A 15016-nucleotide genomic window follows, 5' to 3' on the forward strand; every position below is an offset into this window, starting at 1 on the left:
TTATAAACATGTTATGATCACAAAAAATTATTGAAAATTCTTTTTTAAAAACAATTAAAAATTAAATTTATAAACATTTTTTTATAAACTAATAATAATTTTTATATTTTTTTATTTATTAACTACTAATTATTATTTCTTTATCTTTATTTAATTCTTTTATTTTTCTTTAATTTTTTTATTTTTATTTTTTATTCTTTAATAAATGAAAATAAAAATATATAAATATATAAATTTAATTTCATATATGTATATAATTAATTTATTAATATCAATTTAGGTTTATATATGTATATAATTAATTTATTAATATCAATTTAGGTTTATATATGTATATAATTAATTTATTAATATCAATTTAGGTTTATATATGTATATAATTAATTTATTAATATCAATTTAAGTTTATATATGTATATAATTAATTTATTAATATCAATTTAAGTTTATATATGTATATAATTAATTTATTAATATCAATTTAGGTTTATATATGTATATAATTAATTTAAATATATAGGAAAAAAATTATTTTGAATAATAATATATATAAAAATTCTTATGATGTAATTGTTATTGGAGGTGGACATGCTGGTATTGAAGCTTGTTTAGCTTCTTCAAGATTAGGTTGTAAAACTTTACTTGTAACACAAAATATTAAAAATTTAGGATGTTTATCGTGTAATCCTGCTATTGGTGGTATTGGGAAAAGTCATTTAGTAAAAGAGATTGATGCTTTAGGTGGTTTTATGGGTATTTTTGCAGATCAATCTGGTATTCAATTTCGAATTTTAAATGCAAAAAAAGGACCAGCTGTTCGCTCTACTCGAGTGCAAATTGATCGTAATATTTATTCTAAAATTGTTAAAAAATTTTTATTTTCCCAAAAAAATTTAATAGTTTTAGAAAAAGAAGTGATTGATTTTATTTTAAGAAAAGAAAAAATTATTGGTATTTTAACATCTGATTATATAAAAATTTTTTCTAGATCAATTATTTTAACTGCAGGAACTTTTTTAAATGGGAAAATACATATTGGAAAAAATAATTTTTCTGGTGGACGAATTAATGATAAATCTTCCATTATGCTTTCAAATAATTTAAAAAAATTACCTTTTCGTATTAATCGTTTAAAAACAGGTACACCACCTAGATTAGATAAAAAAAGTATTAATATAGATGGTTTAGAAAAACAATTAGGGGATAATCCTATTCCTTTTTTTTCTTTTTTAAATAAAAATAATAATATTTTAAAACAGGTTCCTTGTTATGTTACATATACTAATTTTAATACACATCAAATTATTAAAGAAAACATACATTTAAGTTCAGTTTATTCTGGACAAATTTCAGGTATTGGTCCTCGTTATTGTCCTTCTATTGAAGATAAAATTTCAAGGTTTTCTGATCGATCTCGACATCAAATTTTCCTAGAACCAGAAAGTTTAAAAAGTGATATAATATATCCAAATGGAATTTCTACTAGTTTACCTTTTTCTGTTCAAAAAAATTTTATTAGAACGATATTAGGATTAGAAAATTCTAAAATATTAAAACCAGGATATGCAGTAGAATATGATTATTTAAATCCTCAAGATTTACATTTAACTTTAGAATCTAAATTTTTTTCAGGTTTATTTTTGGCAGGACAAATTAATGGTACTACAGGTTATGAAGAAGCTGCAGCGCAAGGATTAATAGCAGGAATTAATGCTGCTTCTCATGTATTTAAAAAACCTTTTTGGTATCCTAGAAGAGATCAAGCTTATATTGGTGTATTAATTGATGATTTATGCACTAAAGGTACTAAAGAACCTTATAGAATTTTTACTTCACGAGCAGAACATAGATTATTTCTTCGAGAGGATAATGCAGATCTTAGATTAACTAAAATTGGAAGAGACTTAGGTTTAGTTGATAAATTTAGATGGATTCGTTATAATCAAAAATGTGAAAACATTATAAATGAAAAAAAATATATTCATTCTATCCAAATTAAACCTAATACTTTTATTTCTAAAAAACTTAAAAAATTTTTTTCAATTTCTGTATTTTCTTCTAAAACATATTTAAGTGATATTTTAAAAAGACCAGAAATTACGATTGAGAAATTAATTAAATTAGGTATTTATAAATCTAATATTTTATATGATTTAGAATCTTTAAAACAAATAGAAATTCAAATAAAATATGCAGGTTACATTCATAGACAAAATAAAGAAATTAAAAAGCATATTAAGTATGAAAATTTATTTTTATCTTCAAATATTAATTATAATAAAATTCGAGGTTTATCGAGTGAAGTAATTAGTATATTAAATCTTAGTAAACCATCTTCAATAGGACAAGCATATCGTATTTCTGGTATCACTCCTGCCGCAATATCAATATTATTAATATATCTTAAAAAAAATATTTATATAAAAAATAAATAATTTATTTATAAAAAAAATATTATATGATATATATTTAAATAATATTATTAAAAAAATATTTTTAATTATAAAATTAAAATTAATAAATTACATATTCAAGAACTTCTTTAAGAAATTTTTTATATTTTTTTTGTATTAAAATTTTTTATTAAAATGTTATTATTTTATTTTTAAATTTATTTTTAAACTATGGAAAGGTTAAGATTATAATGTTTTCTAGAATTACATTTCATTCCAAAGAATATATTCATCATCATTTAAAAAATTTTCAATTTGATTTAAAAACTTTTAAGATCTTAAATTTAGAAAATAATAGTACTAATTTTTTTATTTTAAATCTTGATTCTATTTTTTTTTCATTTTTTTTAGGTTGTGTTTTTTTGATTTTTTTTTATTATATTTCTCAAAATTTAAATATAGGAGTTCCTGGAAAATTACAATCTATTGTTGAAATTTCTGTTGATTTTGTTTATAAAAATATTCAAGATTTATATCCTCATAATAAAAATTATTTAATTGCTCCTTTATCCTTAACGATTTTTATTTGGATATTTTTAATGAATTTTATGGATCTATTACCTATAGATTTTATACCTTTTTTTTGTCAATATTTTTTAAATATTTCTAATATTAGATTTGTTCCTTCAGCAGATATTAATATTGTTTTTTCTATGTCTTTTAGTGTGTTTTTTTTAATTATTTATTATAGTATTTTATATAAAGGATTAAATGGATTTTTGAAAAGTTTATTTTTTCACCCTTTTAATCATTTTTGTTTTATTTTTTTAAATTTTTTTCTAGAATTTATTTCTCTTCTTTCTAAACCTATTTCTTTAGGTTTAAGATTGTTTGGAAACATATATGCAGGAGAAATGATTTTTATATTAATTTCAGCGTTATTGCCTTGGTGGTTACAGTGGATATTAAGCGTACCATGGGCTATTTTTCATATTTTAATAATTTTTTTACAGTCTTTTATTTTTATGGTTTTAACTATTATTTATCTTTCTATGACAGATAAAAAAAGATAATTATTTTAAATTAAAAAAAAATTTTATATATTTTTTTAAAAAAATTTGGGGATTTAAATGCATAATATTGATATGAAGTTTATATATTTATCAGCAGCAATTATGATTGGATTAGGATCAATTGGTGCTGCAATAGGTATTGGTATATTAGGAGGAAAATTTTTAGAAGGTGCTGCAAGACAACCTGATTCTATTCCTCTTTTAAGATCTCAATTTTTTATTGTAATGGGCTTAGTAGATGCTATTCCAATGATAACTGTAGGTTTAGGTTTATATATGATTTTTGGAATTTCTTAATACAGAGTTAATTTTTTTCATGCGTTAACTCTAGTTATATTTTTATAGAAATTTATACAAAGATTGAAATTTTTAATAAAAAATTATTAAAAAAATTGAATTTTATTTAATGGAAAAAAATAAAGTTTATGAATATAAATGCAACTATTTTTGGGCAATCAATTTCTTTTATTTTTTTTGTATTTTTTTGTATGAAATTTGTTTGGCCTAATATTATTCATGTTATTAAAACAAGACAAAAAAATATACGTAAAGCAATTTTTTTAGCAGATAAAGAACAAAAAAGATATATTAAAATAAAATCTAAAATTTCAAAAAAAATTCTTAATGTTAAAAGAAAATCTATTGATATTATTCGACAAGCAGAAATAAAAAAAGATATTATTATAAAAAAATCTATTGAACAAGCTTTATTTGAAAAAAATAAAATTTTAAAACAAGCTAAATCTGAAATTTTTATAGAAAAAAATAAAGCTAAAAGAAATTTGCAAAAACATGCTGTTTTATTAGCTGTTAAAATTGCTAAAAAGATTATACAAGAAAAAATTACAAAAAAATATACAAATAAATTAATTGAGAATTTACATTCTGATTTAAAAGGTTTTAAAATATGATTTTTTATAAAAAATTAGCATATCTTTATGCTCAGTCTATTTTTAATATATCATTAAAAAATAATCAAATCGATCGTATGAAAAAAATATTATTTTTAATGTCTTATATTGTTTTGCATAAAAAAATAAAAAATTGTTTTTCTGAATATTCTGATTCTAAAAATTTATATGAACTTTTTATTTTTTTATTACATGATTTGAATATTAAAAATTATGAAAAAAATTTTTTAAAATTACTTATTAAAAATAAAAGATTGTTTTTATTAAAAAAAATTTATATAGCATATAATTCAATCATAAGAAAACATAATAAAGTTATATATGTCGTTTTTAAATCATCAGGCGTGATAAATAGTATACAAAAAAATAAAATTAAATTAATTTTAAAAAAAATTTTACTTTCCAAAATTAAGATTAATTTTATTATAGATTTAGGTTTAATTGGTGGATTTGTAATATTTATTGATGATATTTTAATTGATTTATCTATTAAAAATAATTTAACATATTTAAAAAATTTTTTACAAACATAAGAGAAAGAATTATGCAGATCAATTCTGTAGAAATTGCTAAAATAATTGAAAAAAGAATTATAGAATTTAAAATTCAAAAAAAATTTTATAACGAAGGAGAGATAATTTCTGTTATAGATGGAATAATTAGAATTTATGGGTTACGTAATGCTATACAAGGAGAAATGTTATTTTTATCTAAAAATAAATATGCTATTGCTTTAAATTTAGAAAAAGAGATTATCGGTGCTGTTGTACTTGGATCTGCTCAAAATATTTATGAAGGTATGAAAGTTAGATGCACAGGTCGTGTTTTAGAAGTTCCAGTAGGAGATAATTTTTTAGGTCGTATAGTTAATTCTCTTGGAATTCCTATTGATGGGAAAGAATCAATTAAAAATGATGGATATTTACCTATAGAAAACGAGGCTCCTGGAGTTGTCGATAGAGAAGTAATTAATGAACCTATTCAAACTGGTTATTTATCCATTGATTCTATGATACCGATTGGTAAAGGACAAAGAGAATTAATTATTGGTGATAGAAAAACAGGTAAAACATCTCTTGCTATTGATACTATCATTAATCAAAAAAATTCTGGAATAAAATCAATATATGTAGCTATTGGGCAAAAAATGTCTACTATATTAAATATAGCTAGAATTTTAGATGATTATAATGTTTTAAAAAATACAGTTATTGTTGTTGCTTCTGCTTCTGATTGTGCAGCTTTACAATATTTGTCTCCATATTCTGGTTGTTCTATGGGTGAATATTTTCGTAATAAAGGAGAAGATGCTTTAATTATTTATGATGATTTATCTAAACATGCAATATCGTATAGACAAATTTCTTTATTATTGAAAAGACCTCCTGGTAGAGAAGCTTTTCCTGGAGATATATTTTATTTGCATTCAAGATTATTAGAGCGATCCGCTAAAGTTAATAAAAAATATGTTCAAAATTTTACAAATAATTCTATTTGTAATAAAACTGGTTCTTTAACTGCTTTACCTATTGTAGAAACACAGTCAGGAGATGTATCTTCTTTTATTCCAACAAATATTATTTCTATTACAGATGGTCAAATATTTTTAGAATCTAATTTATTTCATTCAGGTATTCGTCCTGCAGTAAATTCTGGTATTTCTGTCTCTCGTGTAGGAAGTTCTGCTCAAACACAAATTATTAAAAAATTATCTAGAGGAATTCGAACGACTTTAGCGCAATATCAAGAATTAGAATCTTTTTCACAATTTTCTTCAGATTTAGATGTATCTACAAAAAATCAATTAATAACAGGAAAGAAAATTATTGAATTATTAAAACAAAATCAATACCAATCTTTATCTATAGGCGAGCAAGCATTATTATTATTTTCTATTGAAAAGAATTTGCTAAATGATATTGAATTAAAAAATATATGTTTATTTAAAGATAATTTATTGGTTTATATGCATAAAAATTTTCGTGTGTTATTAAAACATATAAATGAAAGAAAAATATATACTTTAGAAATAAAAAAAAAATTTTATAAGTTAATTCAAGAATTTAAAAATAAAAATAATTTCAAATAATAACAAATTTAATTTATAAGATTTTTATATAGGTTGTATATTATGCTTAATAAAAAAGAAATACAAAAAAAAATTTATAGTATTACAAATACAAAAAAAATTACTAAAGCTATGGAAATGATTTCAATAATTAAAATGAAAAAAGTAGAAAAAAAAATAAATAACATTTTTCATTATTTTAATACTCTTATAGAGATTGTTGAAAAAATAATTTATTTATTGAAATCTAAAAAAGAAAAAAATATTTTTACATCTTCAAGAAAAGTTAAAAAAATAGCTTTTATTATTGTTTTAACAAGTAAAGGATTATGTGGTGGATTAAATAATAATTTGTTTAAAAAAATTATTCCTTATTTAAAAAATTTATCTTTAAAAAAAATTATTTATAAATTAATTATATTAGGTAAAAGAGAAATAAATTTTTCAAATCAATTTCAAAATGATATTCAAATATATAACAATGATTTTTTTAAAAATTTAAATTATTCAAATGCAAATAAAATTTCTAAAATTTTATTTTCTGATTATAAACTTAATAAGTTTGATCAAATTTTTATTGCTTTTAATAAGTCTAAAAATAAGATTAATTATAAACCAGTTATAGAAAAATTACTTCCAATTTCTTTAAAAAATAATAATAAAATTAATAAAAATTCTTTGGATTATGTTTATGAATCTAATACAAATTTATTATTAGAAAATTTATTTAATCAATTTTTTAATATTAAAATTTACTATAGTATTTTAGAAAATTTATTTACTGAGCATTCTTCTCGTATAATTTCTATGAAAAATGCTACAGAAAACAGTATTGATTTAATTAAAGAATTAAATTTAGTTTATAATAAGTTACGTCAAGATAATATTACTCAAGAATTAACTGAAATAATTTCAGGAGCATCAGCAGTTTTAATGGATTAAAATTATATTGAGGTTTAAGAAAAATACATGTTTTTTGGAAAAATTGTACAAATAATAGGACCGGTAATAGATGTAAAGTTTTCTCAAGGAAATTTGCCAAAAATTAATCATATTTTAGAAGTACAAGATAAAAAAAATTTATTAATTTTAGAAGTTCAGCAACATATTGGTTCTAAAGTTGTTAGAACTCTTTCTATGGGTTCTTCAGATGGAATAAAAAGAGGATTATTAGTACGTAATTTAAAACATTCTATTAAAGTTCCTGTTGGAAAATTTACTTTAGGAAGAATTATTAATGTGCTTGGTGATCCTATAGATAATAAAGGACCTATTTTTGATAAAAATAATCTTTCTAAAGCAGAATATTGGGAAATTTATCGCAAACCTCCATCATTTGAAGAACAATTAAATACTAATGAAATTTTAGAAACAGGTATTAAAGTTATTGATTTACTTTGTCCTTTTTCTAAAGGTGGAAAAATAGGTTTATTTGGTGGAGCAGGAGTTGGAAAAACTGTAAACATGATGGAGTTAATAAGAAATATTGCTATTGAACATCAAGGTTATTCTGTTTTTACAGGAGTAGGTGAAAGAGTTCGAGAAGGAAATGATTTTTATAATGAAATGCAAGAGTCTAAAGTTATTAATAAAGTATCTTTAGTATATGGACAAATGAATGAATCACCTGGTAATAGATTTAGAGTTGCTTTTACAGGATTAACTTTAGCTGAAAAATTTCGTGATGAAGGAAAAAATGTTCTTTTATTTATTGATAATATATATAGATATATATTAGCTGGAACTGAAGTATCATCTTTATTAGGACGAATTCCTTCTGCTGTAGGATATCAACCAACTTTATCAGAAGAAATGGGAATATTACAGGAACGTATTACATCTACTAAAACTGGATCTATTACTTCTATACAAGCAGTATATGTTCCTGCAGATGATTTCACTGATCCTGCTCCAGTAGCTACTTTTGCACATTTAGATTCAACTATTACTTTGAGTCGAAAAATTTCTTCTTTAGGTATATATCCTGCTATTGATCCTTTAAATTCTACTAGCAATCATCTAAATCCTTTTACAGTAGGAGAAGAACATTATAATATTTCTAGAAGAGTTCAATATATTTTACAAAAATATGAAGAATTAAAAGATATTATATCGATTCTTGGAATGGATGAGTTATCTGAAGATGACAAATTACTTGTTTCAAGAGCACGTAAAATACAAAAATTTTTATCGCAACCTTTTTTTGTTGCAGAAGTTTTTACTGGATTTCCTGGAAAATATGTATCTTTAAAAAATACTATTTTAGGTTTTAAAGGTATTTTAGATGGTCTTTATGATTATATACCTGAAAATTTTTTTTATATGACTGGATCTATTGAAGAAGTTATTAAAAAATTTGAAAATAATAAAGTTGAATTGAAGTAATAAGTTAGGATTAAATTTATGTGTCTAAATTTAAATATTTTAAGTTTAAAAAAAACACTTTTTTCTGAAAAAATTAATTCTGTTTCTGTTCCAGGTGAATTAGGGTACTTTAGTATTTTTATAAATCATATTTCGTTATTAACTTTTTTAAAATCAGGTTTAATAATTATAAATAAAAAAAATAGAAATATAGAATATTTTTTTATTTTTAAGGGAATTTTAGAAGTTCGATCTAATATAGTTAATATATTAACTAATTATTCTATGAATATTAAATGTTTAAATAAATCTGTCTTAATTCATAAAAAAAATAAAATTGAAGATAAATATAAAAATATTAAAAATTTGACATCATCAAATAAAATCAAAATAAAATATTTTATAATTTTAGAGCAATTAAATTGTATTTCTAAAGTTAAAAAGCTAAAAAAAAAATAAATTTATTTCATGTATTTAGCGGCGGTATATATAATTTTTTATCCTGCCGCTAATATTTTTAAAACATTTATAATGATTTTTTGAAATAACAATGAATTTAAAAATCTATATTTTCTGCTTTTAATGCATTATCTTGAATAAATTTTTTTCTAGGTTCTACTGAATCTCCCATAAGAATATTAAATAATTGATTAGCATAACAAGCATCTTTTATTTTGACTTGAATCATTCTACGTGTTTTTGGATTCATAGTTGTGTACCATAATTGTGATGGATTCATTTCTCCTAATCCTTTATAACGTTGAACTAGAAATTTTTTATTAAATTTATTCATAATCCATTTTAGAGATGATTCTAAATTTTTTAGTAATATTTTTTTATTTTTTTTTAAAATATATGTTTTATTTTTAATAAAATTTTTTAATATATTTTGTACTATAAGTATTTTTTTATAAATTTTATTTTTTACAAATTCATATGTAATACGATATTTTTTTGTATTTCCATATATTTTAATATATATATATACATCATAATATTTTTTATTGATATTATTTTTTATTTTATATGAATATATTGCATTATCTTGTTTTTTTTTATCTAATTGTAAAATAATTTTTTTTGCCCAAGTATTAATATTTTTTTGATTTTTAAAATTTTTTATAATTTTTTGATGAATAAATACTTTTAATATTTTTTGAAATGTTTTAGAATATTCTTTTTTAATAATATTTTTGATATTAATATATTTTTTAATAATTTTTTTAAATTTTTTTAAATCAGATATATTAAATTTTTTTCTTTGACTAGTAATTTGTATTTCTTCAAGTGCAGTTTGAATTTGATATTTTTTCATTGAAACATAATTTTTAATATATTTTTCTTTCTTTCCTATTTTAATTTTATATAATGGAGGTTGAGCGATATATACATATCCTTTTTCAATAATTTCAGGCATATATCGATAAAAAAATGTTAATAATAATGTTTTAATATGAGAACCATCTATATCTGCATCGGTCATAATAATTATATTATGATATCTTAATTTTTTTAAATCATAATTATCTTTTCCGATTCCACATCCTAATGCTGTAATAATTGAAGTTACTTCTTGTGAAGAAAGCATTTTTTCAAAAGTAGATTTTTCTACGTTTAAGATTTTTCCTTTTAATGGTAATATAGCTTGATTTTTTCTATTTCTTCCTTGTTTAGCTGATCCTCCTGCAGAATCTCCTTCTACTAAATATAATTCTGAGAGCATTGGATTTTTTTCTTGACAATCTGCAAGTTTTCCAGGTAATCCTGATAATTCTAATGCGCTTTTTTTTTTTGTAATTTCTCGAGCTTTTTTTGCAGCTTCTCTAGTTTTTGCTGATTCAATAATCTTATTAATAATAATTTTTGTATCATGTGGATTTTCTAATAAAAAATCTATTAAATATTCATGTACTAGAGATTCAATAATAGGTTTAACTTCAGAAGATACTAGTTTTTCTTTTGTTTGAGAAGAAAATTTAGGATCATTAATTTTTATAGATACAATAGCTATTAATCCTTCTCTAACATCATCTCCTATAATATTTATTTTATTTTTTTTATTAAAATTTTCTTTATCTATATAGTTATTAATAGTTCTTGTTAAAGCTGATTTAAATCCTGATAAATGACTTCCTCCTTCTTTTTGTGGAATATTGTTAGTATAGCAATAAATTCTTTCTTTAAAAGAATTATTCCATTGCATCGCAATTTCAATTAAAACAGATTTTTTCTTTGATACAAAATAAAAAGTGTTCGGATGTATAAAATTTTTGTTTTTATTAAGATATTTTATAAATTCTTTTATTCCGCCACGATGGTAATATATTTTTTTAATTTTCTTAATATTATTATTTAAATGAATAGAAATTTTTGGATTTAAAAATGATAATTCTTTTAATCTATTTGAAATAATAGAATGTTCAAATTTTTGAATATTATTAAATATTTTATAATTAGGCCAAAATCTAATTTTTGTTCCAGTATTTTTACTTATTCCAACAATTTTTAATTTACTTATTTTTTTTCCATGAGAATAATATTGTTGATAAATTTTTTTATTTCTAAAGATAGTTAATTTAAGTTTTGAAGATAAAGCATTTACAACAGATATTCCTACTCCATGCAAACCTCCAGAAATTTTATATGAATAATCATCAAATTTTCCTCCAGCATGTAACATAGTCATAATGACTTCAGAAGCAGGAATTTTTTCTTCAGGATGAATATCGATCGGAATTCCTCTACCGTTATCTTTTACTGATATGGAATGATCTTTATGTATAGACACTATTATTTTTTTACAATATCCTGCAAGTGCTTCATCAATTGAATTATCGACAACTTCAAAAACCATATGATGTAGACCTGTTCCATCATCTGTATCTCCTATATACATTCCTGGGCGTCTTTTAACCGCTTCTAAACCTTTTAATATTTTTATATTAGATGAGTTATAATTTTTTGACATTTTTTCTCTTTCTTTTATGTTCTTTAAATTTTTTTATAAAATAAAATTTTTATTAAAAAATTTTATTTTATTTACATTAAAGATATAAAGGCAAAATAATATATCTTAATTCTTTTTTTTTAGATGTTTGGATTTCAAAAAGTTTAATTTTTTTGTCAAAAATTAAATCAATAAGATCATATTTTAGAACGTTTAAAACGTCTAATAAATAATTTATATTAATAGATATTTTTATTTTTTTAGTATATTTATATTTTATTTTGAATTTATACTTTGCTTTTTCTTCTTGATTATCGGAAGTAATTGTACAAATACTTTTTTTAAATATTAAACATATTCCTTTTAATTGTGAATGTACTAAAATTGATACGTGAGCTAAAGATTTTTTTAATAAATCTTTTTTTATCTGAATTTTATACTTTTTTTTTTTTAATAAGATATGATCTAAATTTGGAAAATTACTATTTATTAATTTCGAAATAAAGATGATGTTATTGATATAAATTTTTATACTATTTTGATTAAATAAAACTTTTATTAACATATCTTGTTTAGTTAATAATTTATTTAACTCGATAGCAGATTTTCTAGGTAATATAATATTAAAAATTGGAAAAGATAGATTTTTTTTTATTTTTTTTTTAAAAATAGCGATTCTATGTCCATTTGTAGCTATTGAACGAATATATTTTTTTGTAAATTCTATAAAAATTCCGTTCAAATATGGTCTTACATCTTTTACGGACATTGAAAAATAAGTATATTCTAACATATTTTTAAAAATTTTTTGGTTTATATAAAATTTTTTGTTATATTTTTGTTTTTTAAAATAAGGAAATTGCTTTGCAGGTAAAGTAAGTAAATAAAATTTACTATTTTTAGAATATATATATAATTTTTTATTGATGATTTTTATATAAATTAAGAATTTTTCAGAAATAATACGAAAAATATCTAAAATTTTTTTTCCAGAAACAGTAATTTTTCCAGTAATACAATTGTAATTATTAGGAATTTTATAAATTAGCTGAATTTCTGTATTTGTACTAATTAATAAAATATAAGATTTTTTTACTTCTATTAAGATATTTCCTAAAATTTCATTAGGATGATTTTTAATTAATAAAGTGCTAATTTTTTGTAAAGGTTTAGTTAAGTCTTTTTTTTCAACAATGCATTTCATAGTTTTATTAAGATAATTTTTTAAGTAGATAGAAGTAATCTTTTTTTATTTCAAGATTATTATATAATAATTTTTTTATTTTTTTACATGAATATAATACTGTACTATGTTGTTTATTATTAAAAAATCCTCCGATTTCTTTTAGGCTATATTTAGTTAATTTTTTAATAAGACTCATAGATATTTGCCTAGGTAGAATAATTGATTTTGATCTTTTTCTTGATAACATATCAGATAATTTTACGTTATAATGATTTGCAACCATTTCTTGAATTTTTTTTATTGTAATTTTTTTTATCTTAGTATGAAATAAATCTTTTAAAATGGATTTAATAAATTTAATAGTAACAATATTATTAGGATTAATTTCTAAATTTGCATGAATTTTATTTATTACTCCTTCTAACTCTCGAATATTGGATTTTAATTTTTTTGCAATATATTTAGCTACTTGATATGATAAATAAATATTTTTTTCAGAAGATTTTTTTATTAGAATTTTAATTCTAGTATTTTTTTTTGGAGATTTGATAGGAATGCTTAATCCACAATCTAATCTTGATTTTAATTTATTTTGTATACCTTTAATTTTTGTAGGATAACAATCAGCAGTTAAGACAATTTGTTTATTTTGTTCGATTAAATTATTAAATGTATGAAATAGTTCTTCTTGTGATCTTTTTTTATTAGAAAAAAATTGAACATCATCAATTAATAAAATATTTACAGAACGATAATATTTTTTAAATTTTTCTATAGAGTTATTTTTTAATGATTTCACCATTTTTTGTACAAAATTTTCTGAATTTATATAAATTATTTTTAAATTTTTATTTTTTTTTATAATAAAATTTTTAATAGCATATAATAAATGAGTTTTTCCTAATCCTGTTTTTCCATATATAAATAATGGATTATAATTTTTTCCAGGATTTTTTGCTATTTTATAAGCAGATTCATATGCTATTTTATTTGTTTTACATAAGATAAAATTTTTAAATTTTTTTTTTTTAATATTTAGCAATATTTTTTTTTTTGAAATTTTTTGATTTATATAAGAATTGATATATTTTTGAGTAATTTTTAATTTTTTGTTAATTATTAATTCAACATAAATAATTTTATCATTACTAAAATTTTTTATTAAAGAATTAATTTTTTTCAAATAATTTTCTTTTACCCAATCTAAAATAAATTGATTAGGAACATATAAAATTAATTTATTTTTTTTAAATTTAGGTTTTAATGATCTGATCCACATACTAAATTCATACTTTGAAAGTTTTTTTTTAAAATAATTCAAACATTTTTCCCATCTTAAATTTAACATTTTTAAAAACTCCAAAATACTAAAAAATTTATATAAAAAAATAAATAAATATATTATTAATTTTTTTTGGCATATAAAATAAATTTATATTGTTTATGTTATAATTTATCTAATATAAATTTATTTTTAGTTTATTGTTTTTCAATGTATTTTTTATTAAAATTAAAATATAATAATTATTAAAATTAATTTTATTAAGGTTTAAAAAAAAATTATGAAAAGAACTTTTCAGCCTTCGATTTTAAAAAGAAATCGTATGCATGGTTTTAGATCAAGAATGTCTACTAAAAATGGTCGTTATATTTTATCTAGAAGAAGATCTAAAAATAGATTTTATTTAACAGTATGTTCTAAATAAATTTATTTTTTATACTATTGTGATTAAATATTCTTATAAGAAACATTTGAGATTATTAAGTGTTTTACAATATAAAAAAGTTTTTAGATATGCTTATAAAATAACATTTAAAGAATTAACAATTTTTGGAAAAATAAATAATATTCAACATTCTAGATTAGGTATTTCTATTTCAAAAAAATATATCAAAAAAGCTCATCAAAGAAATTATTTAAAAAGATTGATACGAGAGTTTTTTCGTTTATATCAACATAAGTTTCTTTTAATGGATTTTATAGTTGTTGTAAAAAAAAAAGTATCTAAAAATAACGGAAAATTATTTTTAAGTAAATTAAAATTTTTATGGTCAAGATATTTTTCTTAATAAA

The 15016-nt window shown here is 19.9% G+C and carries 14 protein-coding genes; 11 read left to right on the forward strand and 3 right to left on the reverse strand.

The annotated features are described in order from the left end of the window. Nucleotides 1-533 precede the first annotated feature (533 nt). The 9 genes from mnmG (at nucleotide 534) to atpC (ending at nucleotide 9268) form a co-directional block, all read left to right on the forward strand. Nucleotides 534-2435 carry a tRNA uridine-5-carboxymethylaminomethyl(34) synthesis enzyme MnmG gene (gene mnmG / locus AB4W58_RS00005; protein ID WP_367674056.1) on the forward strand — a complete coding sequence of 634 codons (1902 nt, stop codon included), beginning with the start codon at nucleotides 534-536 and terminating at the stop codon, nucleotides 2433-2435. A gap of 209 nt (nucleotides 2436-2644) precedes the next feature. Next, nucleotides 2645-3466, forward strand: coding sequence for a F0F1 ATP synthase subunit A (gene atpB / locus AB4W58_RS00010; protein ID WP_367674057.1), 822 nt, complete (start codon nucleotides 2645-2647; stop codon nucleotides 3464-3466). A 57-nt stretch (nucleotides 3467-3523) separates the two neighbouring features. Continuing rightward, complete coding sequence (atpE, locus tag AB4W58_RS00015) at nucleotides 3524-3763, forward strand: F0F1 ATP synthase subunit C (protein WP_367674058.1); 240 nt, start codon at nucleotides 3524-3526, stop codon at nucleotides 3761-3763. A gap of 128 nt (nucleotides 3764-3891) precedes the next feature. After that, nucleotides 3892-4377 (forward strand): F0F1 ATP synthase subunit B, encoded by a 486-nt coding sequence (locus AB4W58_RS00020; RefSeq protein WP_367674059.1) that lies wholly within the window; start codon nucleotides 3892-3894, stop codon nucleotides 4375-4377. Next, nucleotides 4374-4910 carry an ATP synthase F1 subunit delta gene (atpH, locus tag AB4W58_RS00025; protein WP_367674060.1) on the forward strand — a complete coding sequence of 179 codons (537 nt, stop codon included), beginning with the start codon at nucleotides 4374-4376 and terminating at the stop codon, nucleotides 4908-4910. Before AB4W58_RS00020 ends, atpH begins: the two co-directional genes overlap by 4 nt. Nucleotides 4911-4921: 11 nt before the next feature. Continuing rightward, nucleotides 4922-6466 carry a F0F1 ATP synthase subunit alpha gene (gene atpA, locus AB4W58_RS00030; RefSeq protein WP_367674061.1) on the forward strand — a complete coding sequence of 515 codons (1545 nt, stop codon included), beginning with the start codon at nucleotides 4922-4924 and terminating at the stop codon, nucleotides 6464-6466. Between the two features lie 42 nt (nucleotides 6467-6508). Continuing rightward, nucleotides 6509-7387 (forward strand): ATP synthase F1 subunit gamma, encoded by an 879-nt coding sequence (atpG, locus tag AB4W58_RS00035; protein ID WP_367674062.1) that lies wholly within the window; start codon nucleotides 6509-6511, stop codon nucleotides 7385-7387. A gap of 27 nt (nucleotides 7388-7414) precedes the next feature. Then, nucleotides 7415-8830: a F0F1 ATP synthase subunit beta gene (atpD, locus tag AB4W58_RS00040; protein ID WP_367674063.1), complete on the forward strand. Its 1416-nt coding sequence runs from the start codon at nucleotides 7415-7417 to the stop codon at nucleotides 8828-8830. A gap of 18 nt (nucleotides 8831-8848) precedes the next feature. Next, nucleotides 8849-9268, forward strand: a complete 420-nt coding sequence (atpC, locus tag AB4W58_RS00045) for an ATP synthase F1 subunit epsilon (protein WP_367674064.1) — start codon at nucleotides 8849-8851, stop codon at nucleotides 9266-9268. Between the two features lie 97 nt (nucleotides 9269-9365). Here atpC and gyrB read toward each other — a convergent pair whose 3' ends face one another. The 3 genes from gyrB to dnaA form a co-directional block, all read right to left on the reverse strand. Continuing rightward, nucleotides 9366-11777, reverse strand: coding sequence for a DNA topoisomerase (ATP-hydrolyzing) subunit B (gene gyrB, locus AB4W58_RS00050; protein WP_367674065.1), 2412 nt, complete (start codon nucleotides 11775-11777; stop codon nucleotides 9366-9368). 76 nt (nucleotides 11778-11853) lie between these two features. After that, a complete protein-coding gene (gene dnaN, locus AB4W58_RS00055) occupies nucleotides 11854-12960 on the reverse strand; it encodes a DNA polymerase III subunit beta (protein WP_367674066.1) in 1107 nt (368 codons plus the stop codon). Nucleotides 12961-12967: 7 nt separating this feature from the next. Then, nucleotides 12968-14290, reverse strand: coding sequence for a chromosomal replication initiator protein DnaA (gene dnaA / locus AB4W58_RS00060; RefSeq protein WP_367674067.1), 1323 nt, complete (start codon nucleotides 14288-14290; stop codon nucleotides 12968-12970). 214 nt (nucleotides 14291-14504) lie between these two features. Between dnaA and rpmH the strand changes: the two genes are divergently transcribed. Together rpmH and rnpA are read left to right on the forward strand one after the other, a co-directional pair. Beyond that, a complete protein-coding gene (gene rpmH / locus AB4W58_RS00065) occupies nucleotides 14505-14648 on the forward strand; it encodes a 50S ribosomal protein L34 (protein WP_367674068.1) in 144 nt (47 codons plus the stop codon). Between the two features lie 46 nt (nucleotides 14649-14694). Next, nucleotides 14695-15012 carry a ribonuclease P protein component gene (rnpA, locus tag AB4W58_RS00070; protein ID WP_367674069.1) on the forward strand — a complete coding sequence of 106 codons (318 nt, stop codon included), beginning with the start codon at nucleotides 14695-14697 and terminating at the stop codon, nucleotides 15010-15012. The last annotated feature ends 4 nt before the right edge of the window (nucleotides 15013-15016 follow it).

Source organism: Buchnera aphidicola (Chaitophorus sp. 3695) (assembly GCF_964058985.1).
GTDB lineage: Bacteria > Pseudomonadota > Gammaproteobacteria > Enterobacterales > Enterobacteriaceae > Buchnera_J > Buchnera_J aphidicola_BQ.

Coding starts and splice junctions, on each gene's coding strand:
- AB4W58_RS00020 (WP_367674059.1), top strand. CDS start 3,892: ATGAATATAAATGCAACTATTTTTGGGCAATCAATTTCTTTTATTTTT.
- atpH (WP_367674060.1), top strand. CDS start 4,374: ATGATTTTTTATAAAAAATTAGCATATCTTTATGCTCAGTCTATTTTT.
- atpB (WP_367674057.1), top strand. CDS start 2,645: ATGTTTTCTAGAATTACATTTCATTCCAAAGAATATATTCATCATCAT.
- atpA (WP_367674061.1), top strand. CDS start 4,922: ATGCAGATCAATTCTGTAGAAATTGCTAAAATAATTGAAAAAAGAATT.
- atpD (WP_367674063.1), top strand. CDS start 7,415: ATGTTTTTTGGAAAAATTGTACAAATAATAGGACCGGTAATAGATGTA.
- atpE (WP_367674058.1), top strand. CDS start 3,524: ATGCATAATATTGATATGAAGTTTATATATTTATCAGCAGCAATTATG.
- atpG (WP_367674062.1), top strand. CDS start 6,509: ATGCTTAATAAAAAAGAAATACAAAAAAAAATTTATAGTATTACAAAT.
- atpC (WP_367674064.1), top strand. CDS start 8,849: ATGTGTCTAAATTTAAATATTTTAAGTTTAAAAAAAACACTTTTTTCT.
- dnaA (WP_367674067.1), bottom strand. CDS start 14,290: ATGTTAAATTTAAGATGGGAAAAATGTTTGAATTATTTTAAAAAAAAA.
- gyrB (WP_367674065.1), bottom strand. CDS start 11,777: ATGTCAAAAAATTATAACTCATCTAATATAAAAATATTAAAAGGTTTA.
- dnaN (WP_367674066.1), bottom strand. CDS start 12,960: ATGAAATGCATTGTTGAAAAAAAAGACTTAACTAAACCTTTACAAAAA.
- rpmH (WP_367674068.1), top strand. CDS start 14,505: ATGAAAAGAACTTTTCAGCCTTCGATTTTAAAAAGAAATCGTATGCAT.